Origin of the sequence: Arcticibacter svalbardensis MN12-7 (assembly GCF_000403135.1) — a bacterium.
Taxonomy (GTDB): Bacteria; Bacteroidota; Bacteroidia; order Sphingobacteriales; family Sphingobacteriaceae; genus Arcticibacter; species Arcticibacter svalbardensis.
The window spans coordinates 22,403-47,025 of record NZ_AQPN01000012.1 but is presented as its reverse complement, the minus strand read 5'-3'; the positions used below and the strand labels follow the sequence as shown (position 1 = coordinate 47,025).

25 protein-coding genes are annotated in these 24,623 nt (G+C 37.9%); 7 read left to right on the top strand and 18 right to left on the bottom strand.

The features are described 5' to 3' along the window. Positions 1–16: 16 nt before the first annotated feature. The 14 genes from dcp to ADIARSV_RS01640 all read right to left on the bottom strand — a co-directional run bounded on the left by dcp (position 17) and on the right by ADIARSV_RS01640 (position 14,515). On the bottom strand, positions 17–2,158 hold the full coding sequence (gene dcp / locus ADIARSV_RS01710; RefSeq protein WP_016193613.1) for a peptidyl-dipeptidase Dcp: 2,142 nt from the start codon (positions 2,156–2,158) through the stop codon (positions 17–19). A gap of 81 nt (positions 2,159–2,239) precedes the next feature. Then, the gene (locus tag ADIARSV_RS01705; RefSeq protein WP_016193612.1) at positions 2,240–4,798 is read right to left on the bottom strand and encodes a DUF5686 and carboxypeptidase-like regulatory domain-containing protein; all 2,559 of its coding nucleotides are present in this window, start codon (positions 4,796–4,798) and stop codon (positions 2,240–2,242) included. A 150-nt stretch (positions 4,799–4,948) separates the two neighbouring features. Then, the gene (locus ADIARSV_RS01700; RefSeq protein WP_152439730.1) at positions 4,949–5,179 is read right to left on the bottom strand and encodes a hypothetical protein; all 231 of its coding nucleotides are present in this window, start codon (positions 5,177–5,179) and stop codon (positions 4,949–4,951) included. A gap of 263 nt (positions 5,180–5,442) precedes the next feature. Beyond that, positions 5,443–6,012 (bottom strand): NADPH-dependent FMN reductase, encoded by a 570-nt coding sequence (locus tag ADIARSV_RS01695; RefSeq protein ID WP_016193610.1) that lies wholly within the window; start codon positions 6,010–6,012, stop codon positions 5,443–5,445. Positions 6,013–6,154: 142 nt separating this feature from the next. Next, positions 6,155–7,546, bottom strand: coding sequence for a sensor histidine kinase (locus ADIARSV_RS20325; protein WP_052016925.1), 1,392 nt, complete (start codon positions 7,544–7,546; stop codon positions 6,155–6,157). A gap of 128 nt (positions 7,547–7,674) precedes the next feature. After that, positions 7,675–7,926, bottom strand: coding sequence for a YtxH domain-containing protein (locus tag ADIARSV_RS01685; RefSeq protein WP_016193608.1), 252 nt, complete (start codon positions 7,924–7,926; stop codon positions 7,675–7,677). A 120-nt stretch (positions 7,927–8,046) separates the two neighbouring features. Beyond that, on the bottom strand, positions 8,047–8,475 hold the full coding sequence (locus tag ADIARSV_RS01680; RefSeq protein ID WP_016193607.1) for an RrF2 family transcriptional regulator: 429 nt from the start codon (positions 8,473–8,475) through the stop codon (positions 8,047–8,049). A 41-nt stretch (positions 8,476–8,516) separates the two neighbouring features. Continuing rightward, on the bottom strand, positions 8,517–9,470 hold the full coding sequence (ric, locus tag ADIARSV_RS01675) for an iron-sulfur cluster repair di-iron protein (protein WP_016193606.1): 954 nt from the start codon (positions 9,468–9,470) through the stop codon (positions 8,517–8,519). Between the two features lie 79 nt (positions 9,471–9,549). Then, entirely contained in the window at positions 9,550–9,879 is a 330-nt protein-coding gene (locus ADIARSV_RS01670) for a metal-sulfur cluster assembly factor (protein WP_016193605.1), read from the bottom strand. Further along, the gene (locus ADIARSV_RS01665; RefSeq protein ID WP_016193604.1) at positions 9,866–11,164 is read right to left on the bottom strand and encodes a hypothetical protein; all 1,299 of its coding nucleotides are present in this window, start codon (positions 11,162–11,164) and stop codon (positions 9,866–9,868) included. The genes ADIARSV_RS01670 and ADIARSV_RS01665 overlap by 14 nt, the downstream gene beginning before the upstream one ends. Continuing rightward, complete coding sequence (locus ADIARSV_RS20320) at positions 11,161–11,982, bottom strand: DUF2249 domain-containing protein (protein WP_016193603.1); 822 nt, start codon at positions 11,980–11,982, stop codon at positions 11,161–11,163. Before ADIARSV_RS20320 ends, ADIARSV_RS01665 begins: the two co-directional genes overlap by 4 nt. Positions 11,983–12,118: 136 nt before the next feature. Continuing rightward, positions 12,119–12,298, bottom strand: coding sequence for a hypothetical protein (locus tag ADIARSV_RS01650; protein ID WP_016193602.1), 180 nt, complete (start codon positions 12,296–12,298; stop codon positions 12,119–12,121). 73 nt (positions 12,299–12,371) lie between these two features. Continuing rightward, entirely contained in the window at positions 12,372–14,048 is a 1,677-nt protein-coding gene (locus ADIARSV_RS01645; RefSeq protein ID WP_040298738.1) for a protein-disulfide reductase DsbD family protein, read from the bottom strand. 20 nt (positions 14,049–14,068) lie between these two features. Further along, positions 14,069–14,515 carry a protein-disulfide reductase DsbD N-terminal domain-containing protein gene (locus ADIARSV_RS01640; RefSeq protein WP_016193600.1) on the bottom strand — a complete coding sequence of 149 codons (447 nt, stop codon included), beginning with the start codon at positions 14,513–14,515 and terminating at the stop codon, positions 14,069–14,071. A 215-nt stretch (positions 14,516–14,730) separates the two neighbouring features. On the opposite strand from ADIARSV_RS01640, the gene ADIARSV_RS01635 reads away from it, so the two are divergent. The 3 genes from ADIARSV_RS01635 to ADIARSV_RS01625 all read left to right on the top strand — a co-directional run bounded on the left by ADIARSV_RS01635 (position 14,731) and on the right by ADIARSV_RS01625 (position 16,153). Next, complete coding sequence (locus tag ADIARSV_RS01635; RefSeq protein ID WP_016193599.1) at positions 14,731–15,123, top strand: hypothetical protein; 393 nt, start codon at positions 14,731–14,733, stop codon at positions 15,121–15,123. 28 nt (positions 15,124–15,151) lie between these two features. Beyond that, positions 15,152–15,427, top strand: coding sequence for a SelT/SelW/SelH family protein (locus ADIARSV_RS01630; RefSeq protein ID WP_040298737.1), 276 nt, complete (start codon positions 15,152–15,154; stop codon positions 15,425–15,427). Positions 15,428–15,619: 192 nt separating this feature from the next. Further along, positions 15,620–16,153 (top strand): pyridoxamine 5'-phosphate oxidase family protein, encoded by a 534-nt coding sequence (locus ADIARSV_RS01625; RefSeq protein WP_016193597.1) that lies wholly within the window; start codon positions 15,620–15,622, stop codon positions 16,151–16,153. On the opposite strand, the gene ADIARSV_RS01620 is transcribed toward ADIARSV_RS01625, so the two are convergent. Together ADIARSV_RS01620 and ADIARSV_RS01615 are read right to left on the bottom strand one after the other, a co-directional pair. After that, on the bottom strand, positions 16,150–18,510 hold the full coding sequence (locus ADIARSV_RS01620; RefSeq protein ID WP_016193596.1) for an endonuclease MutS2: 2,361 nt from the start codon (positions 18,508–18,510) through the stop codon (positions 16,150–16,152). The genes ADIARSV_RS01625 and ADIARSV_RS01620 overlap by 4 nt on opposite strands. Then, complete coding sequence (locus tag ADIARSV_RS01615; RefSeq protein WP_160166630.1) at positions 18,510–19,061, bottom strand: DUF4296 domain-containing protein; 552 nt, start codon at positions 19,059–19,061, stop codon at positions 18,510–18,512. Before ADIARSV_RS01615 ends, ADIARSV_RS01620 begins: the two co-directional genes overlap by 1 nt. 70 nt (positions 19,062–19,131) lie before the next feature. Between ADIARSV_RS01615 and ADIARSV_RS01610 the strand changes: the two genes are divergently transcribed. The 4 genes from ADIARSV_RS01610 (at position 19,132) to ADIARSV_RS01595 (ending at position 22,890) form a co-directional block, all read left to right on the top strand. Next, the gene (locus tag ADIARSV_RS01610; RefSeq protein ID WP_016193594.1) at positions 19,132–19,893 is read left to right on the top strand and encodes a YggS family pyridoxal phosphate-dependent enzyme; all 762 of its coding nucleotides are present in this window, start codon (positions 19,132–19,134) and stop codon (positions 19,891–19,893) included. Between the two features lie 63 nt (positions 19,894–19,956). Further along, the gene (locus ADIARSV_RS01605; protein ID WP_040298748.1) at positions 19,957–20,448 is read left to right on the top strand and encodes a GNAT family N-acetyltransferase; all 492 of its coding nucleotides are present in this window, start codon (positions 19,957–19,959) and stop codon (positions 20,446–20,448) included. Beyond that, on the top strand, positions 20,441–21,709 hold the full coding sequence (locus ADIARSV_RS01600; RefSeq protein WP_016193592.1) for an aspartate kinase: 1,269 nt from the start codon (positions 20,441–20,443) through the stop codon (positions 21,707–21,709). The genes ADIARSV_RS01605 and ADIARSV_RS01600 overlap by 8 nt, the downstream gene beginning before the upstream one ends. Continuing rightward, on the top strand, positions 21,706–22,890 hold the full coding sequence (locus ADIARSV_RS01595) for a class I SAM-dependent methyltransferase (RefSeq protein WP_016193591.1): 1,185 nt from the start codon (positions 21,706–21,708) through the stop codon (positions 22,888–22,890). Before ADIARSV_RS01600 ends, ADIARSV_RS01595 begins: the two co-directional genes overlap by 4 nt. Before the next feature lie 46 nt (positions 22,891–22,936). Here ADIARSV_RS01595 and ADIARSV_RS01590 read toward each other — a convergent pair whose 3' ends face one another. Both ADIARSV_RS01590 and ADIARSV_RS01585 read right to left on the bottom strand, forming a co-directional pair. Further along, a complete protein-coding gene (locus ADIARSV_RS01590) occupies positions 22,937–23,572 on the bottom strand; it encodes a peroxiredoxin (RefSeq protein ID WP_016193590.1) in 636 nt (211 codons plus the stop codon). Between the two features lie 105 nt (positions 23,573–23,677). Continuing rightward, entirely contained in the window at positions 23,678–24,598 is a 921-nt protein-coding gene (locus ADIARSV_RS01585; RefSeq protein ID WP_016193589.1) for a DUF72 domain-containing protein, read from the bottom strand. Positions 24,599–24,623 lie beyond the last annotated feature (25 nt).

Sequence of the window (24,623 nt, the reverse complement as noted above, 5' to 3'; positions counted from 1 at the left end):
AAACTGATTATTTAAATCATTTCCCTATTAAACCCCTGTTGATCAATAAAGGTTTTATATTAGGTGAGTGTCCTCGAAATTTAGTAAATATGGTGCCAAGATCTTCTGTATTTCCTTTGGATAAGATCATATCACGGAAGCGCTGTCCATTTGCTGCTGTCAATCCGCCATGCTCATTGAACCAGGCATACGCATCGTCATCCAGCATTTCAGACCATAAATAGGCATAGTACCCAGCTGCATAACCATTTCCCCAGATATGGAGAAAGTAAGTGGAACGATAGCGAGGTGGAACCTGTGGCAAATCTAAACCTGCCTGGTGTAAGGCTGCGGTTTCAAACTGATCGGCATTTTTAATGGAATCTTTAGTGGTTATGGTATGCCATGACATATCTAATTTTGCAGCAGCTAAAAGTTCAGTAAGGGCATATGCCTGATTGAAAACAGATGCCTTCTTGATCTTATCTACCAAGAACTGTGGCATTGGCTTTTTCGTTTTGTAGTGAATCGCATAATTTTTAAACACTTTAGGATCAAGTGACCAGTGTTCGTTAAACTGTGAAGGAAACTCTACAAAATCCCTGGAAACACTTGTACCGGAGATACTTGGGTATTGCTGATTGGCAAAAAAACCATGCAAAGCATGTCCAAATTCATGGAACATAGTAGAAACATCGTCAAAACTTATTAATGCAGGCTGTCCGGCTGCCGGTTTTGTAAAGTTGCATACATTATAGATCACTGGCTTTGTACCCAATAGCTTAGACTGTCCAACCATATTACTCATCCATGCACCACCTGATTTATTGTCACGTTTAAAATAATCGCAATAAAACAAGCCAATGCTTTGGCCGTTCTTTTCAAACAATTCAAATACACGTACATCTTTCTGATAAACCGGAAGATCTGTTCTTTCTTTGAAGGTGATACCGTATAATAAATTGGCAGCATAAAAGACACCATTCTGAAGTACGTTATCCAGTTCAAAATATGGTTTAACTTCATTTTCATCGAGGTTAAACTTGGCTTTACGTACCTGCTCGGCATAATAATCCCAATCCCATGGCTGCAATGCAAAGCCACCTTTCTGCTGATCGATTACAGCCTGAAGTTCTTTAGCATCGCCTTTTACTTTCGCTGCAGAGGCAGGCACTAATTGTCCCAGAAACGCACTTACTGCTTCGGGAGTTTTAGCCATCTGATCCTGAAGCTTCCATCCTGCATAATTTTTAAACCCAAGAAGATCTGCTTTATTTGCACGAATTTTTGCAATACGAATGATTGCCGAACGCGTATCATTGGAATCACTTTTTTCGGCACGGTTCCATGAGGATTCAAATAGTTTCTGACGGGTTGCCCTATTCGATAGGAATTGAAGGTCGGGTTGCTGCGTTGTATTTTGCAAAGAAATCAACCATTTTCCATCTTGTTTTTTTGCTTTAGCATCCTGTGCTGCCGCATCCTGTGTTTCAGCTGATAATCCTGCTAATTCTTCTTTAGTATTTACAGTTACTGAGCCAGCTTTTGTAGCAGCTAATAACTGGTTGGTGAATTTGGCGCTAAGTCCTGCTTCTTCTTCATTCAGCTTTTTAAGTTTAACTTTATCAGCATCGGATAGTTTTGCACCTGCAATTTCGAATTGCTGATAATACCATTCCACCAAACGCTTGGATTCTGCGTCCAGACTAAGCTTTTCTCTTTCATTATAAATGGATTCTACCCGTTTAAATAATTCAGCATTCAGATAAATGGCATCCAGGTGCGCTGCCAATTTTGGCGCTATTGCTTCCTGAACCTTTTGAAGTTCGGGGTTAGTATTTGCTCCGGTAAGAAGATTAAAAACTTGGTTGACGCGTAAAAGGAGCTGTCCGCTTTTTTCCATCGCCACAATGGTATTCTGAAAATCAGGCTTTTCTGTATTCTCTGAAATCTGCTGGACTTCCTTTAATTGCTCTTTCATGCCTTCTTGTATAGCCGGCTCAAAGTCGCTATCCTTTATTTTATCAAAGTCAGGAGCTTGATAGGCCAGTTTACTTACTTCAGCAAAAGGATTAGAAGAAGTAAAGGTGTTTGAATCAGTTGATTGCTTTTCCTTGTTTCCACAGGAAGAAATCGTGAATAAGAGTGCTGCTAAAGAGCAGAAGTACAGTTGTTTCATCTTTTAAATAAAAGCCTAATGTACAAAAATCCTTAAACAAGCTTAAATAAATAGAAGATTTGAACTCATGTAATCATTGTTTTACAAATCAAACTTCATACTTGCTCTTATACCTAGTTTGACCACATCGGGATGATCCAGATAGGTCAATCGTTTCACAGCATCCAGTCTGATAATTCTGAAAATATTACCCAGCCCTACATTTAATTCCGCATAGGGGGAATTTCCAAGAGAATAAGTAGAAGAACGGTCATTTCCATTCAGTGGATATGCCAATAAAGAAGGATGTAAAACTGGATCATTTTCGGACCTTATTCCACCATAAAGCATCTTTAATCCTACAATCTCTCTGAATTTTAACTTCCGGATTAAGGGTATTTTATTCAGAAAAAATCCATTGAATTTATGCTCGAAGTTCAAGGATACATAGTGATCTGTTACAAACTCCATAAAATTCATCATGTTATACGCATAGGGCTGATAGGTGTAAGACTGATTCGCGTTATGTATGGTGAGTAATGGATAAGGGAGCTGGCCAAAGATTTGCATCCCCTCAACCATGAAATCTGAGTAGCCTAATTGCGACAAGTAAAAACGTTTACTAACATTAAGCATCATGTTCTGATATGAATAATCGCTATTTAACACTCCCTTCAGACCTGAAACAAACCGAAGCGTCATGATTGGGTATTTAGAGGGAATGGTAGTGCGATACATTTTACCCTGAAAGAGCTGTTCATGAGGAGCCCAACGTAATTCAAGCGACAACTCGCTTGTTGTAAGATCTGCAACAGGTGTTTTTTGCCCCTCATCCAACGTATAATATTCCAGTGTACCTGCAGGACGTTGTTTCCAGTTTTTAAACCCAAGACTATAGGAAAAGTGATTGGAAAACTCATGTATATAATCGGTTTTCAACACATCACTATAGATCCACTTATCGTTATCTCCCCTCTTAAAGGAAAGTAAAAAATTATCAGACTGGGCAAAGGCAACCTGCTGACCAGGAATTTCCGTATCCTTCTGATATGAAGCCTTTAAATAATGAAAGGGAAAAGTATATATTGATTTATTATTGAAAGCATAAGCAGCACTTAAAAGGTATTTCCATTGTTGATCCTGAAAACCGTATGCTCCGTAAGATTCTAAATAAACACGAGGACTAAACGCTGTGGTGGTACGCCCTCCCAAACGTAAGCGGGTTCCTTCTAAAGGATTAAAACTGTAGAAAGTACTTATGGGACCTATTTCAACCGGTCCGGCAGTCTTAAAACCTGAAGTAAACGCAGCCGTAATACTCATGGTATGTCTGAACGATGGAATCCGCTGTAAACTATCAATGTTGCTATAGACTTTTGCTTCTGCGGCGGATAAGGTATCAGGCCTCTTGCTTTCCAGTAATAAGGATTGATTATCTTTAGTAAGTGAGGTATTGGATTGGAGCGTGCTACCCTGGTATACTTCAGCTAAAGCAGGCACATTGACATGATAATCAGAATAATAAACTACTCTTTCGCCATATATTCCAGCTCCTTTCTGAGGCAGCATACCAAAGTCTGCCTTCATACTATTCCGGCTTAAGTGATAGCGCCCATCCGGATTACGCTCAAAATCCTGAGTCACGGTCATTTCACGTACCCAATTTAAATTAATATCCTTGCTCAGACCTAATTCTACTTTTTTAACTGCATAGTTTCCATCTAATGTAATCCAAAGCTTTCCCTTAAAAAGCAGATCTGTTTTATTCCGGGGAAAGAAATGCATTTCCACCAGTTTTTCGTTATCGGAAGTTGTAATAGTATCCTGAATGAAGTATTTATAAAACGTAGGAGCAACATCAGCAAGGGGACTCAGAAATTCATTTGATACGATAAAGATATTAGGAGCATAAATATCGACCACGTTATACATCCTGTTGAGGTAAACAGTCATCCCTTTCTGATCCAGATATTTCCCAAAGTCAACTGACTTCTCAGCCTTCATTATTTGAATAGTCTTCTCCGGATCTTTACGGTAATAATTATCAGAAAGCTTTTCTTCCATAAAAACAGGAATTACTGTTTTCCCTTGAATCTTTGTGGAATCTATATTTTCGAAAACAAAACGATAAGGACTCAGCATTTTTTTCCCTGCAATCCCCGATGGCATATTACTCAGAGAGAACTGAATACGTTCGTATTGCTGATACTGCAGAAAGTCATAGTGCTGTGCTTCATTTTCGTGTTTATGCGCTATTACCTGGCGAATAAGTTCAACTGCGGGGTTTTCACGATTGGAATAACTTCGATGTTTCTTTCCTTTAACACTTACCTCCTGAAGGGAATTGTCTTCTTCGTCTAACCTGACATTTAAAATCTGCTCTTTGCCAGGAACTATATTTTTTACTAAAGATTTGAAGCCTACATATGAAAACTTGATTTGTGTGCTGCTCCCTACTGCTTTGAGCTGATATATTCCGGCAGTATCTGTGCTTGTTCCATGCATACTTCCTAGTAGTTCTACGCTAACAAAGGCTAGTGGGTTGCCTGAACGATCTACGACACGGCCACTGATACTAGAAGTTTGCGAATAAGCATTTAAGACAGCAATATGGAGAATAAATACACAAAGATATGCTTTGCTCCAAAAACGAAAAACCATGATGCTAAATTAAGGATATGGCTTCTGTATTTTTGTTAAATAACAGTTAAATGTAAGGTCTTGACAAGAGAGCACGTGACATTACCATGGCCACACGGATTGATACGTTGTTTAAAGCAAGAAATATAAGGATATTGAAAGAATTGCTGACTAATTTTGAGATACAGGAACTTTGTTTTTCTCTGGTTTATTAATTTTATATAATTGCATTTCGAGTCTTGAATATTCAAAGTTTAGCGCAATGAACTCTTTATATTTTAATGCCTGCTCGAAGTATAACTCCAAATCACCGTACATCTTACACGTTTCTGAAAGGTCTTGTATTTGAGCATTAATGGATTCCATCTTCTTAAGAATAGGCCTTTGACGCCTTTTTTCCAAAATAGAGATGTTAATATAAGAGATTAATTGCTGAATTAAATTACCTTTTTTCATTTTCAATACCTCACAGAGTTAAGCATTTCATTACAATATGCCTTGGTCTATTATATACGGTTTAAAATTAAAAAAAGTTTCTCATAATATGTAAAATTTATACAAATATTAAACATGACAAAATGATGACTTTAAAACATATGATTACGAAATGAAAAACCAGGATAGATTTGTTTAAACTGGATTTTAACACTTCAATATTCTTTAACTTATTGATCCTCTTTAATTAATTTCAGACCCTTTGTCCATCTTACAATAGACTTTAACATATTTTGACCGGCCTTTACTGACATTTCATTTGGAACAAATTCATTTTGATCATTAATAAAATGTGTAAACGTGGGTATATTCACCTGCTCTGTTAGCGGGACCATTTTCATGGTAGCCAAGTCCCTTTTAAGATCATTGGACGCCCGGGTACCTGCTGAAATTCCAGCATAACTTACAATACCCGCTGCTTTATAAGCCCACTCATGTACCAAATATTCAATTGCATTTCTCAACGGAGAAGGGTATCCATGGTCATACTCTGCTGTTACAAAAACGAAAGCATCTGCTTCTTCTATCAAAGCGGACCATTTTTTAGTATGCTCATGTTCATACTTTCGCAGCATAGGATGCATCCTTTCATTCATTAACGGAAGGTTAATTTCGCCAAGATCTAAAACTTCAACGTCAAAGTCTCCTGTTTCTTTTGCTAGTCCGGCTATCCATTCCGCAACAAGAGGTCCCTTTCTACCCGGCCTTACGGTAGAAGAAATAATCTTAAGTTTATACATTTTGCTTATTTTAAATTGACAGGCCTTTTAGAATTAACTACCCTGATCAATGAAAGTACAACCATTACAATCAACTGTTCCATTTATAAATAAACGTGACTATTTTAAGACAAATACAGAATTAAGAGCTGTAGAGATGGCACTACTTGACCGGTATTTCATCTATCTCTTTTTCCAAAGGGAGAGTAAACCAAAAGGTAGATCCTTTACCCTCCTCACTAAAAACGCCCATCTTTCCCTTATGATGCTCTATAATCTGGTAGGATATATATAACCCTAAACCCAGACCCTGATAAGATTCCCGTACGCTGGATACTCTGTAAAACCGATTAAATAGATTTTGAATCTCCTTAGGAGAAATACCTATTCCAAAATCAGTAACTGAGATTAATAATTTATCAGTCTCTAGCCTGGTACTAATATGGATCTTATCTGCCTCAGGGGAGTATTTAATTCCATTTGAAATTAGATTTACAAGCACCTGATTAATACGTATTTTATCTGCATAAAGCTTAGTAGTTTCGTCAAGGCTCAGCATGATCTGATGATTCTTATTCACATTACCTAATGTCTCTGCAACTTCTAAAATCAAATCATTGATATCGAAGATGTCTTTTTTTAAATAAAGAATGCCCGATTGAAGTTTAGTTACATCAAGAAGGTCAAAAATCATACTGATAATCCTATTGATCTGTCGATCCATTTTACTCACCAACAATACTGAATTGGTGTTATTTTCCGCCTTCAAACGCATCTCCAATATTTGCGTATAGGCCTTTAGACTGGTAAGAGGCGTTTTTAATTCATGAGAAGCTATAGCTAAAAAATCTTCCATCTCCTGTTCGTGACTAACTCGCGCACTAACATCACTCAAATTAAGCACGATTGACTGAACCGAAGGATCGTTGAGCAAGTTGGTCATCGTATTTTCAACCCAGATTAATTCGCCATTATTTTTTACAATACGGTGTAGTAAGGTAACAGACTTCTCCTCATGACTAGCTATTTTATAGAATTGTTCTTTAACAATCCTGGAGTCTTCTTCCTTTATTATATTCCATATCAGTAACTCAGGTATCTGATCAATAGCATATCCTGTTATTTGGTGAACCGCCGGATTACTATACTTAATTTCTCCTTTTACATTAACCAGGATAAATGCATCAGCACTTTTTTCAACCAGTCTACTGAACCGCAAACCCTTTAAGACTGCCTCTTTATCAATTTTCAAATAACCAGGAATTAAATAAATAATTAATCCGCATTCGGCAATAAACAGCAGCAATAGGATGCATTCATTTAAAGATAAACTTAGCGAACCGGATAATAAAGGCCATAAAAGAAGGATAGTTGCCAGGGCTGTTGAAAATATAGCGGGTCCCTTACCCAGATAGCGGGTTGTAAAAACCACTATACCCGTTATAAGAAGATATGAACTTCCATGATCATCAGACAGCAAAGTTTTAATTAAATAGTGAGCAGCTAAAACAAGAAGAAAACATATAGCATATTGGACAAAATACTTCTTAATCATCGTGATGAGATCTCCCTTAAATGATTGGCTTACAATGCAGTTAGATTATGCAGATAAAATTAAGCAAAAAAAATGAGATCCATCAGGATTGACAGATCTCATCTATTATAATACATGTAATAGCTTATTTAAACGCCTAATGCACTCTCAGCATGATCAATTTGATTATCAGCGGATGGTTGACCAGCTTTTATCGCATTGAGTCCTTTCGCTGCTAAGTCACTGCTTTTTTCTTTCGAACGCTCATAAACATCTTTAAACCATGCGGTTATATCACTACGTGTTTCCCCGCCATCTTCTGGTGATAATAAAAGCCCGATTATAGCTCCAGCTGCAACTCCTGCAAGCATTGCAGCTATTATTTTTGATTGATTCTTCATAGACACTACATTAAATTAATTCAACAGTGTAAGTATAACAAAAAGTTTGACGAAGTGTTGAGGATATTCTTAACTAGCTTACTACAACGACGATAAAATGACCGGAATAGTTTGAATAATTTACTTCAAAAAGTAGTTGTTTTCTTCAAATGCCTGCACCATTTCATACACCGATCTATTACTAAAATCAATGCGCAACTGATCACGGATTGGCTTCATCTGATGATGCATCGGGCATGGTCTTTCGGCAGAACAAGTCGTTAATCCTATTACACAAGCAGTAAAAATTTCATTACCATCCATTGCACGAACAATATCTATCAAGTACACTGAAGCGGGATCTATAATATAAAACCCGCCGTTCGGACCTTTTGATGAAGCCAGAACTTTTTTACGTGTAAGTGTTTGCAGTATTTTCCCCGTAAATGCTACCGGAGATCCTATAGCCTCCGCAATTTCAATGATACCTACCCTTTCCTCTTTAACAGTCTTAGCCGCTACGTATACGACAGCCCTAATGGCATACTCACATGATTTTGATAGTATCATAGTATTGTACTAGGTTGCAAACCTATAACATTTTATTAAAATTAAAGCTTCATCGCTTTTTCAAGTTCAATTGCCTTTGGAAAAAGAATATTATTTTCCAGATGTACATGCTGATGCAAATCATTTTCAAATTCTTCCAACGTCCGGTATAAAATTCGGTAAGAGGTACAAGCGTCCTGTGGAACAGTATAATTATTCGTCAGCTCATTTATCTCACCCAAATCTTCTCCTACATGCTCATGCTCTGCTTCCATCACTTCAATTGGATTTCCAACTTCTCCAAAAGAAGATTCCGGCAATGCTGTACCTTGTTTTTCAGCAAGTACCAGACTTTTGACATAAGGAAAAAGAATTTTCTCCTCTTTTTGTAAATGCAGACTTAAATCAGATGCAACTGCGGCAAAAACTTCTGCTATGCGAATTACTTCCGGATGGTTAGCACCATGTACACTGGCTACTTTTTGTGCTATTTCGGATAGAAAGGGAATGGTATCCTTTACATATTTGTGATGCGTATTGATGATATAATCGCTCAAAAAGTCAAGATCCCACTTCTGATAATCCTGAGAAGGATTGCCCTGCTGTCCGTCCAATTTCGCCAATTCTTCTTTTACATCATCCTTATCAAGTCCTTTTTTATCACAAACCTGACTCACTGTTTTCTTTCCACCACAGCAAAAATCTATTCCAAGTTTCTTAAATACTTGTGCCTTACGATAATCTTTCGCTACTATCTCTCCTATCGTTTCTTCTTTTTGTTCAGAATCATTTTTACTGATTTTTACCTGATATAATTCAGGACCACTCATTAGATATTCCCATGTAAAGATTTTGCCCCTTTCAGCGATTAACTGGTAATAAAGTGGTTTTGGATCATGATCAATTTGTATGATAAATGATTCTCCTAAGGCTAATGCATCAAACTGATCAAAGATTAAAGGATGTCTGAAACGTGGCTCAATTTCAGTAACATTAAGAATTTCAACTATTTCCATATCGTTAGTATTAATAGAAGACAAATATATCTTTTATTCTGTATCTAAATAAATGATTGATATCATATATTAAAAAACTCTACCTGCCAAGTTGCCTTCTACCCTCTTCTGTTATGTTTTCATAGGTCCAGTTGGGCTCCCATACCAAATCAACAACAACTTCATAACCGGGATAAGCTTCCTCTAAACAGTTTTTAACAGATTGTAGTATAGCCTCACCCATTGGGCAATGTGAGGAAGAAAGCGTCATCTCAATCCTTATTCTTAATTCTTCTGATAGGTCAATATGATAAATTAATCCCATATCGATTACATTGATCTGAAGTTCCGGATCAAGAACAGTCCTTAAGTTTTCTATAATCTCCAGTTCTTTGAATGAGGATTGGTCTCTAATGTCAAATTCTTTCATGGCTTAATGATTTGTCTTTGTGTTTGATCAGTATAACTAAATTTAATAGGTAAGCTACTGATGAAATTAGTAAACATCCAATGCCTATGATCATCATAACAGGACTATATAAGAGGTAGCCGCAGAAGAATAGGATGCAGAATGCGATATAGCTTACATACTGAAGCTTAAGGAGTTTTGAGCTATATAGATCAGCCGGCATAGGTATTTTCCTTTTACCGCTTAAATGCTCATACTTTCGAACCCATACTATAAAAGGTAGTGTTTTAAATGCATGTCCCATGATCAGTGCAGTGATCCACCCCATAAATAATAACATTCCATAAAATATGGAGTAATGAACGGCTAAGCCATTTTGCTTTGACGAGCTATATATAATAACCGGAATCAGAATCAGAGCCAAACTCAGTAAGCTGATAGATAATACTGTTTTCAAGATAGGGATATCCAGCTTCTTCTTCAATCGGGAATCAAAACACTTTTTTACATAAACGAAATAACAACTCAATCCAGCTAATAATACCATGGTTATGAAATAGGTATGCAGGTTAATTCCGTAAAAATAACCATCGATTAGAAAGAGTAGAAGTGCTAGATTAACTAAATAATAACTCCAGGAAAGCAGATGGTTCAGTTGAATTCTGGACACTAAAAACATCGGAATTAATTTGCAGCTAACCCCTATTATCAGCATCAGAAACCAACCCGCCAATCCCATGTGTGCATGAAGCCTAAGATACTGCAGATGATCTTTAGGAAGAAAAGCATAATGAAAATTGAACACAAGCAAGGTCCCCACTAGGGCAGTTGCAACAAGCCAAATACTGGAAGTGACGATAAACTCCTTATGAATGGATGAAACCTTACTTTTTTTTGCAGTTCTAATTACCGTAATGCAAAAAGTCAATATAGCTGATGTAAGCAACAAACCTCCTGCCTGCATATGTATTCCCGGTTCGAAAACCCAAAAGGAGTAAATCAGACAAAATAATCCTGGAATAAATAGGACAAAGGTAAACCAAGGCAATTTAGAGCTATACAGATCAGTTTCCAGTAGTACCGGCAACAACTGGTAACATGCACCAAAAATAACCAGTGTGCCCCATCCCAAGGCTGCCAAATGAGTAATAGCCAGTAAGTGTGGATTGAAATAATGTCCTGAGATATCTTTAATCGAGAATAGAAACAGAACAGCTAAAAGAAGAAAGCATAATCCGGATATAAAATAGTGAAGCAACACGAGTTTATACATGCCATCAGACTGCTTGGGCAAACTACTGCTCATGACTTATAAATCAATAAATCCACTTTACCTTCATCTGTGTTTTTTGTAAGATACAGGAACCCTTTTTCTTCCAGGTGCGGTAATAAGTAAACCGGAATCTTTTTATGGTACACATATAATGCTTCCCCATCTCCGAGTTGCTGAAGAGTCTCCAGTATAGCAATCATAGGTTTAGGCATTTCGAGATCCCTCACATCAAGAGTTTTAATTTTTCCCTCAAAATGCTTAATTTTTAAATTAAAACTGTCCGGATCATCAACAACCGGAAGTTGTACCTTTTCTACCGTTTTTTGCAAAGTGTAATCCCTTTTAAAATAAGTAATTACTGATCCATCTTCTTCTATATGTACCTCATTGGAAAAACCCTTAGCCTGCATTAAATGAATTAAAGGCACAGGTTCAAATGGTGCAATAAGCTTTAGACACTCTGAATCTTGAAGTTCTTTAACCGTACTCATGATTAGTTTAAGCGGGTCTTCCTGTCTGGATAAGATTGCACGAACATCCAGCTCTTTTATATTTGATTTGTCAATCTTTATATCATCCTCCAGAACTAAAATGTTATTTGCAGGATCCTCCTCAACCATAAATCCTATCTTTTTCATGACATCAAGAAAATCTGTTACTTCGCAATTTCCAACCTTACATGCTGTTTCTATTGTGACGAAACCGGCAAACATATTTCTCAGGACTGGATTCCGAAGCTTTGCAAAATTCTTATTCAAACATTCCAATGCTTTAATTACTCCTTCTTTATCCTCTTTTAATAGCGTACTTATTAACGTTTTCTTATTTATTGATCTGCCGGAGTCATTCATCTATCAAAGATATACAATAGAAGACTTTAATATCTTTTATTATCATAAATATGATAAAGGTCATAAAGATAAAAGTGCAAAAAAAAGGTTATCTCGTGAGGAGATAACCTTTTAAAACATAAATTCCAATGATGGACTATGCTTCTTTATTTTTAAGTTCAGTAACTTCGTTACGCATCTCTTGAGCCAATGTTTTAATTTCCTGCAAAGCCTTACGAACGCGAGTTCCTGCAGCACCACTAGCCTTGTTGTAAAACTTGTCAGCATCTACTTCCATGGAAGCAATTAGCTCTTTTAATTTAGTGAAATTTTCCATAATAATATTCTTGTGCGGCAAATATATATTTTTAAGTGAAAAATCCGCTTGAAAAGGCATTTTAATTAATAATCTATTTTATGCCTTTAAAGGCCTTTAATCCACTTTCAAGATACTTGGCGTAACTCACTTTATCATAGTCCGCCCCTATAGGCTCAACCAATGGTTTTTCATCATGCCCCAAAAGAACATAAAAAGGTTGCGAATTAGCATTAAAACGACTGGCCTGAAAGTCGCTCCATTTATTTCCTATTGTTTTGATTGACTTTCCAGACTTGGAGACAAATTGTTCATTTTGAGCAAGATCAGTTTTATCATCCACATACAATTGAATCAAAACATAATCATTAATGATGTGATTCCGAACCACCTGGTCGGGCCATACAGCAGCCTCCATTTTTCGGCAATTCACACATGCATGACCAGTAAAATCGATCATCACCGGCTTGTTTACCTTTCTTGCATAGGCTATTCCTTCTTCGTAGTCAAAAAATGCAGTTAATCCCAGCGGAGCTTTAAATTTATCCACATATTTTATTGGATGAGCAGATTCAACCGTTCCGGAAAAACCTTTACCCTGACTAAGTGAGGCTGTATATAAATCGAAGTCCTGTGTCTGTTGGGGCGGCAAAAATGCCGAAATAGAGGCAAGCGGGGCACCCCATAAACCGGGAACCATATACATGGTAAAGGATAGTACGATGATAGCTAAAAATAATCGGGGTACGGATAAAAATTGAATCGGGGAATCATTAGAAAAGGTTAATTTACCTAAAAGATATAAACCCATTAAAGCAAAAATAACGATCCATAAACTTAGGAATATTTCACGATCGAACCATTCCCAGTGATAAGCCAGATCTACATTGGAAAGAAATTTCAATGAAAGAGCAAGTTCCAAAAACCCCAATACAACTTTTACACTATTTAACCATCCTCCTGATTTAGGAAGTCCCTGCATTAACGAAGGAAACATAGCAAATAGGGTAAAAGGAATTGCTAATGCTAATGCAAAGCCAAACATCCCGATGGCGGGACCCAGAAGAGCTCCCTTTGTTGCGGCCTCCACTAAAAGATAGCCAATTATTGGTCCTGTACATGAAAAGGAAACAAGAGCCAATGTTGCCGCCATGAAAAAGATCCCAGCAAAACCCTTTTTATCCGAATTTGAATCCGCTTTATTTACCCATGATGATGGAAGTGTTAATTCAAATGCACCTAGAAAAGAGGCAGCAAAAGCAACCAACATCAGAAAAAACACAATGTTAAAGATCCCATTTGTGGACAAATCATTTAAAGCATCTGCGCCAAAAACAATCGTCACTATCAACCCAAGCAGTACATAGATCAGAATGATGGAAATCCCATAAACAGCAGCTTTGGTTATGGCTCCAGACTTAGAAGAAGCACTTTTCGTAAAATAACTAACTGTAAGTGGCAACATCGGGAAGATACAGGGCATAAAAAGAGCGGCTAATCCTCCTAAAAATCCAAGTATAAAAGTTGTCCACAAGGAACGACTATCCGCTTCTTTTTTAATTACATTTCCAGTATTTGAAGCACGAATGGTGGCCGTATCTTTCGAAACAGCACTAGCGGAAGTTACCTGGCTATCTGCCTTGACAGGCTCAATATCCGTAAATTCAATATCATCCGTATTAATTGCACCCGTACTATCCTGTGCTTTAGCATTTCCAACAAACAGAAAAACCAGTAACAAAAGAAGTACGTAATTTTTGAGTAATTTCATTTTAAGGCGAGGTGCTAGCACTATTTAATAGGAATACTAAAACTTACTTCATCAGGAGGAAGACATTTCTGATCATTGCAAACCATAAACTCAAGCTTACCCTTAATTACTGGTTTCCCAGCCTTTATTTTAACCCTTTGTTGAAATATAACCGAATTCTCAAAATAACTCACATTCATACTAAATGCCTTTTCGAATTTCGTAATTGGCTTAGGCTCCAGGGTTTTACCGATAAGGGTATACTCACTTGAGGGATTAAAGGAAATTGATGTAGGTACAGGTCCTCCATCACCTACATGCTGAGAATATATATGCCATCCACTATTTATGGTGGCCTTGATCAGAATAATGGCTTCTGTCTTACTTAAGCTTTTAGCAGCATAAGACCATTTCACCGGAGTAAGTATCTGAGCATGAATAGCTCCGCTTAGCAATACTGCGATTAAAATTAAAGTGACTTTTTTCATGTATTTTATCTATCTATTAAAGAATCATACTAACGCAAATATCCTGCTTTTATATTTGCTATTGAACAGATTATGACACCTAAACATCCTTTATTAACACTATTTAACAACGTTACAAAATGATGACTTAAGCCCGCTTATAAATCAAAGTTCAAAAATACCTTTATTTGGCATGCTACACCTATATTTGTGTTGTGATGTGATTTAGTTTAAAGATGCAAACAGATCTTACCCAATTACGACCTGGAAATATTATTGTGGTTTATCCAAGAGAAAACCAGGAAGGCATTCTTTCTATACTTGAAATTCAGCAATCCAGTGTACTTTGCAAGATGCTTATCCCACGCAAAGGATATCTTTTCAGGATCCAGTTCGATGAAATAAATCCACTGAAGCTTAACAAGGGGTGGTTGGCAAAAGCTTCATTTATCCAGGACCCGCAGGACCCTGACAATTGGTTTTACACCAATAAATCAGATCAATATCAATTCACAACATCATCCGGATCATTTAATCAGGCTTTACAAAAACGAATAATCTATGTTCATGAATTACAAAACGTTTTTTTTCAACTAACAGGAAAAGAGTTAACAATCACAATTAGTTAATAGCATTAGACACATTTAACAAATTACCATGAAGCAAATTATAACTATAGAATATTGCCCTAAATGCGGTTGGCTACTCCGTTCAGCTTATATGGCTCAGGAATTACTCGGTACTTTTGTAGATGAAATTGAAGGCGTATTATTAAAACCCTCCGAAACTGGTGGAACTTTCACCATAAAGATAAATGAGGACTTAATATTTGACCGTAAAACAGCAGGACGTTTTCCCGAAATCAAAGAATTGAAACAATTGGTCAGAGACATCGTAAGCCCTGATAAAAGCTTGGGACATTCCGATCGTTAACCTATCCTTTCCTCTCCGATAATCATTCAGCCACGAAACAGGCAAAATCCATTTTTATTAAACCATTTTTAAGGTAACAGTCAGCTAATACTTAGCATTATCTGCATATCCACATCAATCCTAAACAATTTCAATTTTTTTAAACAAAAGCAAGCATTCAGGTTTTTATCTTATATAGAAATAATAATCCCTATGACTGAACTTAAAGGAGAAACACCCCAAGAACAATTAGAAGAAATAGAATTTATCAAAAAAGCGCGTGAGCTGTCTTCTAAAATTGCTGATATTAAGATTGCCATGTTATCAACCGTGAACCCAAACGGTAGTTTAGATAGCAGGCCAATGTATACTTTCCCTATTAAAGATGATGGTTTAATTTGGATGTTTGCTCGAAAAAGCGCTCAAAAAACATCTGAAATAGCACAGAATCCGCATGTAATTCTCAACTACAGTGATACAGAAAAGGGTCTCTATATTACCGTAAATGGCCTGGCCATCATCAGTACAGATGCTTTAAAAGTTGAAGAACTTTGGTCTGACCGATACAAAACATGGTTCCCTTATGGAAAGACAGACCCGGATCTTTGTCTTTTAAGGATTGAGCCGGACAAGGCAGAGTATTGGGATTCACCTGACTTGCTCATAGCTCAAATCATTTCACTTGTGAAAAACACACTTGGTGGTAAGCCCAATGAAGAAGGCGAACACAAAGAAGTTAAGTTTTAAAGATACACATAGGTGATCCCATCGCCACCACGATCCTGGTGCTCATCTTCTATCCTGGATACCTGCGCATACTTACTCAGGTATCCACGGATTAGTTTGCGCAAAATGCCATCCCCTTTTCCATGAATAATTTTAAGTGTGGAAATCCCCATCATTAATGCTTTATCCAGATATTTTTCGATCTCATAAACGGCATCCTCCCCACGCATTCCTCTTACGTCAATCTCCGGACTGAATGATGCAAAACTCTCTGCAAGCTGTGACGAATAAGATCTTCGGATTTCTTTAGGTACCTCTTTTTTCGTAATTTTTTCCACCCGTTTACGTTTTACAACAGAACGAAGTTCACCAATTGCCAGGATCACATTATCCTTAGCTACATCAATCACTTGACCGATAGTTTCAGAGTCAATCAATTTCACCCAGTCGCCATGTTTAAGTTCCTGATCAATAACAGGTTTTAAAGAAGCAACTTCTTTCACCTGGTGTTTCTTTAACTCCTGCTGTAAGTTCTGACGCAACTTAACGGTACTCTCCTTATCAGCCTGTGTTTCTTTTATTTCCGAAATCGTATTTTCAATCAGTTTATTAGCGTTCAGTATAATACTTTGTGCCTCTTTCTTCGCATCCTTAAGAATAGAATTACGATTTTCATCCAAAAAGGTCTTCAATTCTTCATTTTCCTGCAACAATAGAGCAACCCGCTTTTGCTGTTTATCAACGGCTACGCGGGTTTCCAACAATTCTTTTTTATCGCGTTCCAAATCAACCAGCAAGGTATCCACCTTCTTTTGCTGCGTTCCGATCTTCGCTTTTGCGGCATTTAAAATATGAAAAGGCAGACCAATCTTTTGTGCAATTTCAAACGCATAGGAACTTCCGGGTTTGCCGATCTCCAGGATATACATAGGCTGCATCTCCAGATTATTGAACATCATAGATGCATTTTCAAGCCCCTCAGTAGCATTGGCGTATAATTTAAGATTGGAGTAATGGGTTGTTACTACCCCTCTGATCCTCTTTTTATTTAAAGCTTCTAATACAGCCTCTGCAATTGGTCCCCCAAACAAAGGATCCGTACCCGTACCAAATTCATCAATCAGTATCAATGTCTTACCTCCTGCGTTCTCCACAAAATACTTCATTTTTGACAAATGAGCACTGTAGGTACTTAGGTCACTTTCGATGGACTGGTCATCACCAATATCCGCAAACACCTGTTTAAAGATCCCCACAGAAGAATGCTCATCTACCGGAACAAGAAGACCGGCTTGTACCATAATCTGTATCAGTCCCACCGTTTTCATACAAACCGATTTACCACCGGCATTTGGTCCCGAAACGACAATTACCCGCTGCTCCTCGTCAATCGTAATATTTAAAGGCACCACAGTGTGACCCTCTTTTTTCAATGCCAATATCAACAAAGGATGTCTTGCGTTGACCAGCTTCAACTCTGCCTTGTTTATTAATATAGGCATTTGCGATTCAGTCTTAATGGCAAATAAAGCCTTAGCCCGTACAAAATCCAGCTTGGTCAATAAACCATGGTAAGCCAGAAACAAGGGCACATACGGACGGAGTTCATCACTGAGACGAACCAGAATGCGGACAATCTCACGACGTTTATCAAACTCCAGGTCCCTCACCCTGTTATTGAGCTGAAACACCTCTTCCGGCTCTAAGTAAACCGTTTGTCCCGATGCAGATTCATCATGAACAAAACCTTTCACCTTTCTTTTATTTTCAGCAAGCAGCGGAATACATAAACGTCCATCACGAATCGTTAAGGAACCATCAGCTGTATAACCGCTATTTTGTGCTGCTTTAAAAATATGATCAATCTTCTTTCGGGCTTCCTGTTCTGCCTTGGCAATACCGGCCACTATATTTTGCAGCTCAGCAGATGCATTCGCTCTTATTTTCCCTTTTTCATCAATAATCAGCTCAATGCTCCGGATAATCTTTTTTTCAATAGGCAGATGTTCAAACAATGCTTCCAGCGTAGGATACCTTCCCTCCCGCTCATTGAAATAACTAATTACCGAAAAAACCGTCTGTAAAGAAAGCAGAACTTGTTGCAATTCGCCTTCCAATAAAAAGGCACCTTCCACACGGATCTTTTCTGCTAACGATTTAATATCAAATAAATGACGGATTGGCAATGGTGAATCATTCTCCAGGATCTCTTTAAACTCTTTCGTCTGACGAAGAAATTTGTTAATATTATCGTAGTTGGTCATCATCTGGATCTTATCGACCATCTGACTGCCCATATCACTTAAACAAAGCGCTTTTATAAGTGCCTTTACCTCTGTAAACCCCAGTTTATCAGCAGCATTATTAGGATAGATCATTATTTAATTCTAGCGTTCTTCAATGAATCCTTTGTTATAGAATCCAATTTCATCTTCATTTTCTCTCTTTTCCACACATCCTGAAGAAATAACCTTTTCAACGGGACAACTTTGAACGTATCAATTTTTATATACTGCTTGTTTAACGAATCGTTTCTTACCGAATCCAGTTTTAATTTATTTTTTAGATCCTGCAATTTTCGTTCCTTATCGAATTTAGCCTGCTCTTTCAATTGCTTCGCAACTTCCAGATCAGTCTCCCTTTTCTCTAAAGCTTTAAGTTTGGTGTTAACAGACTCATACATTACTGTTAACTCATCTGGATGACGTGAATAATATTCCAGACTTTTTCTAATACCAACAGAGTCTGTATTATGTTTTTTATATATCGCCATATACAATGCTGCAATAGCATTTCTACTGCTATCTGCGTACATAACAGAGGCGTAACCATCCACAAGATGTACGTCTGTTAGCACATCTATCATCTCCTTTTCAGCTATAATCCCTTTAGGAGTTCTGCCGGAATCGCAGGCAATAAAAAAAATCATTATAAAAAACAATAACAATAAACTCTTCATTTATTAATTTAGCCAAATTTCGGGTTAAAAATACATATAAATGAGCATTGCAGCTAACTTGTCCAAATTAAACAACGAACTAATTCCGCATCAGGTAACACTTGTAGCGGTATCAAAGACTAAACCGGAAGCGGACTTAATGGAGGCGTATGAAGCCGGTCAGCGTCTTTTTGGCGAAAACCAGGTACAGGAACTTGTCGAAAAGTACGAACATATGCCAAAAGACATTCAATGGCATCTTTTAGGCCATCTCCAAACCAACAAAGTAAAATATATTGCCCCCTTTATCAGTCTTATCCATTCTGTCGACAGCCTGAAGCTGCTTAAAGAAATAGATAAACAGGGAGAGAAAAACAATCGCGTTATTGATTGTCTTCTACAAATCTATATTGCCGATGAAGAGACAAAGTTTGGTTTAGACTTCGATGAGGCAGTAGAACTCCTTCGTTCCGAAGAGTTTGCTCAAATCAAGTTCGCACGTATTGTCGGCGTAATGGGTATTGCGACCAACACAGAGAATCAAAAACAGATTAAAGATGAATTTTATGAATTAAAAATTCTTTTCAATGGTTTGAAAGCTTCTTTTTTTAGAAAAGAGGATTCATTTAAAGAGCTCTCCATAGGCATGTCATCCGATTATAAAATAGCAGTTGAAGAAGGCAGCACTATGGTACGCATAGGAAGTACCATCTTTGGCAAACGTGTGATTCCGCACTGGAAAAACAAACCGGCAGCGTCAACTGATCAAGATGAAACAGAGCAACCTGATGTTCAGGATCCAGGATCGGCCGATCCCGAATAAAACAACATTCAGGCAAACGGGAATTGCCCTTATAAACGAACTCTAAGCATCAAAAAGATGAATATGAATATAACTATCCGAAAAGCGCTTAAGGCAGATTGCAGCCGTCTATTAGAGCTTGTTCATGGTTTGGCTTTATTTGAAAAAGCGCCGGAAGAAGTAACCGTTACGCTGGAAGAATTTGAAGAAGCGGGATTTGGAGAAAACCCGGTATGGAACTCCTTTGTGGCAGAGATCAATGGAAGAGTAGAAGGTTTTGCTTTATACTACACCCGTTTCTCCACATGGAAAGGATGCCGGATGTATCTGGAAGACTTCTACGTGGACGAAACACTCAGAGGCCAGGGAGTAGGCACACTCTTGTTTGAGGCTACTATAAGAGAAGCACAGGAAAAAAAGTTTAATGGCATCAGCTGGCAGGTACTCGATTGGAATGAACCCGCAATCTCATTTTATAAAAAATACAATGCCCGCTTTGAAGGCGAATGGATCAACGTTTCATTAAGCAAGGAGCAGCTCAGCGCTTCCGGCTTTTCACAAATTGTACATGACTGAAGTATATAAATTTGGTGGTGCATCTGTAAAAGATGCCGATGGCATAAAAAACCTGGTTAAAATCGTATCCTCAATTCCCAAAGACAAACTCTTGATTGTAATCTCTGCAATGGGAAAAACTACGAACAGTCTCGAAGCTGTTCTGAATGCCTATTATGACAAAGGGACAGATACGCAAGAATTATTAAATGTCGTAAAAATGTATCATGCTACGCTAATTAAAGAACTCTTTGCCGATGAAACACATCCCGTTTATGATGATATAGCGAATACATTTGTTGAGATTGACTGGATCCTGGAAGAAGAACCTTATGACAGTTACGAGTACCTGTATGACCAGATCGTCTCTGTTGGAGAGCTCGTATCTTCAAAAATAATAAGTCACTACCTCAACCATTGTGGTGTAATCAATCAATGGGTAGATGCCCGAAGTTACATCATGACCGATAATACGTATACAAGAGGCAAGGTCGACTGGGATAAAACATCAAAAAAAATAAGCGAACAGTTAGCACAGGTACTTGACAGTAAATACATTGTTACCCAAGGTTTTATTGGTGGTACATCAGAAAACTTCACCACTACACTTGGTCGCGAAGGCTCTGATTATTCGGCGGCAATATTTGCAACCTGCCTCAAGGCTGAATCCGTTACCGTCTGGAAAGATGTGCCCGGTGTGTTAAATGCAGATCCAAAATTATTTTCCAATACCAAAAAGTACGATGTGCTCTCCTACCGGGAAGCTATCGAAATGACGTACTATGGGGCAACAGTCATCCATCCTAAAACCATTAAACCCTTACAGAATAATAACATCCCCCTTTTTGTAAAACCCTTTCATTCACCGGAAGAGAGTGGCACCTGTATCATGGATACCGATATTGTGGCAACAGAACCTGCTGTAATCATAAAAAACAGGCAGATTCTAATTTCAATGACCACAAAGGATCTATCTTTTATTACAGAAAGTCATATCAGCATGATCTATAAAAACCTGGCGGACAGTGCAGTTAAAATGAATATGGTACAGGTGGGCGCAACCAGTTTGTCTGGCTGTATCGATCATGATGAAAGAAAGTTCCCCGGACTAATTTCCCTGCTGGAGCAAAACTTCATGGTTAAATATAACGATGGTCTGCTACTGATTACCATGAGGCATTTCCAACGGGATCTATTGGCTGAATTAACAAAGGGACAAACTATTATGCTGGAACAAAATAGCAGAAACACCGCACAGGTCGTTTTAAAACAAAAAGAATGAACCAGGCAATTCTTCAACAAGACGTTCAAAGCTATATAAATAAGAACCTGACAGCCGATATAACCAAAATTATGTTGGCTAAAAGTCCCTTTAAGGATGTGAGCGCTAAAGAACTGGCCGAACAGATCGATAGCAAGCATAGGGCAGAAAAGAAACTTCCTACCTGGTTTCATGCCGATCAGGTCTACTATCCTTCAAAATTAGCTTTAGAACAGACCTCTTCAGAAGCAACTGCAAGTTATAAATCCCAGCTAATCAAAGGGAAACGAATACTTGACTTTACCGGAGGCTTTGGAGTAGACAGTTACTTTTTCGCTAAAGTCGCACAACAAGTTATCTATTGTGAGCGGAATATCGAACTTGCAGCAATTGCCAAACACAACCTGACCACATTAGGCCTCAAAAATGTAGATTTCTTCCATGAGGACGGGCTAACTTTCCTAAAAAAAGGCAATGAACTGTTTGACACAATCTATATTGATCCGTCCCGGAGAGTGGAAAACAAAAAAGTATTCATGCTTGAGGATACAGAACCTAATGTAATTGAGAATTTACCGCTGCTATTAGAAAAAGCACATCAACTTATAATTAAAACATCCCCTATGCTGGACATCCAGGCAGGTTTAAAAGAGTTTGGATCTTATGTCAGGGAAATACATGTAGTGAGTTATAAAAACGACTGTAAGGAGCTCTTATGGATACTCCAGCCTGAGCTTTGTGCTGAACCTCAAATCCATTGTGCCATTCTAACTCCACAAAAAACGCTGCATTTTAACTTTTCTATAGAATATGAGAAAAATTCAGAGATCCTTAATTATACCGATCCCCTATCTTATCTATATGAGCCTGATGTAGCCGTACTCAAGGCCGGTGCATTTAAATCCACTGCTATAAAACAGGCTATAGAAAAATTAAACATCAATACGCATCTCTATACCTCTGAAAATATCGTAAAAGAATTCCCCGGTAAAACGTTTAAAGTTATTTCCGCGATACCTTATAGGGACTTTATCAAGAAAAAGATGAAAGGGAGCTTTAATGTCATCAGCAGAAACTTCCCTTTAACTCCGGAACAACTCAAAAAGAAACACAAACTTAGTGACGGTGGGGAAGTATTTTTATTATTTACAACCGGCTGCAGTGGTAACCTCATCACCATAGAAGCCGAACGATTAGCCTAATCATAAAAAAGCCCCATAAATGGAGCTCTTTATGAATAACTTATAGTTATTTGTCCGGTTGAGGTGTAAACCGCAAATATGGTTTTACAATTCGGTATCCCTTAGGGAATTTGGCATCGATATCTTCTGTTTTAATTGAGTTCGCCACAACCACATCTTCACCTTCTTTCCAGTCTGCAGGAGTAGCTACACTGTATTTAGCAGTCAACTGCAGCGAATCAATTACACGAAGCACTTCCTGAAAATTCCTTCCTGTAGAAGCGGGATAGGTAATCATTAATTTCACCTTTTTATCAGGAGAAATAATGAATAAAGAACGAACCGTTAAAGTGTCTGATGCATTCGGGTGAATCATGCCATAAGCATTTGCGATCTCCTTATTTTCATCTGCTATCAAAGGAAAATCAATTTCTACACCCTGAGTTTCATTAATATCCTGAATCCAGCCTTCATGTTTGGTTAATCCATCTACACTTAATGCAAGTACCTTCACATTACGTTTAACAAATTCTTCCTTTAAAGCAGCTGTAGCACCCAACTCAGTGGTACATACAGGTGTATAATCAGCAGGATGCGAAAATAATACAATCCAACTATCTCCTGCATAGTCGTAAAAATCAATTACACCCAAGGATGTCTGGGCAGTGAAATTCGGTGCTGTATCTCCTAGTCTTAAACTCATAATTGTAAGTATTTAATTCTTTAAATTAAGTCTACTAAGCTAATAGATTTATCGAAGTCAACAAAAATATTTATGTCTGTTTAACATCATAATTAGTGATAATGACTACAAGCCCAACTCAGTTGGTTTAATCCTGATTCCAGGTCCGGCTAACTCAGTACCCAATACCTCATTCCACTTTTTTACCGTATAATCAGCTAAAATTGGTGTGTCTTTCTCATCATGCTGATGCAGGAAAAACCAGGCCGATTGCAAACCCTGCTTTTTCCATTCCGCGATGCGATCAATCCATTCATCCACCCGTTTATAATCCGTAGGATGCAAACTGTTTCCAACAAAACGAATGAAAGCATGTGGCGTAGGAAGTTCCATGTGGACACAATCCCTCCTCCCGCTAGCATCAGTTATCACCGCCCCTACGTGATGTTTGGAGAGCATATCAAAGTATTCCTTTCTTGCCGAAACATCGGTATACCAGCCCTGATGACGCACTTCAACAAACAGGTCGAAATCCTTCGGCAACGATTCTAAATAATCGGATAGGACCTGCAGATTAGCAGGACCAAAATTATCACTTAACTGAAGGAAGCTAGGTCCCAGATATTTACCAAACTCCATGATGCTTGAAAGGTACTTTGAAGTAGCTTCTTCAGCATTCTTTAACCTTTTAATGTGACTGATCGTTTGAGAGATCTTGGGACAAAATTTAAACTCCGCTCCTTTTGCTTCAGCTTTCTCCCGCCAGGTTATGATCTGGTCCTTTTCGGGAACTTTATAAAACACCGCATTGAGCTCTATGGAATTAAAATGCTTCACATATTCATTCAGGAACAGGATATCTTTCAGTTTATCCGGATAGATTAAACCCTTCCACTCTTTCCTTCCCCATTTTGCACAGCCAATGTACGATGGCAGATCTTTTAATGCTTTAGCTTGCTTTAAAACAGCTGTGGTTAAGACACTATCTGCAGGCAATGTAAAATCTATGCCTGCCAATTCATTCTCAGGTACTTTACCGAAATCCATAATTCTTAAAACGAACAAAGGGAGT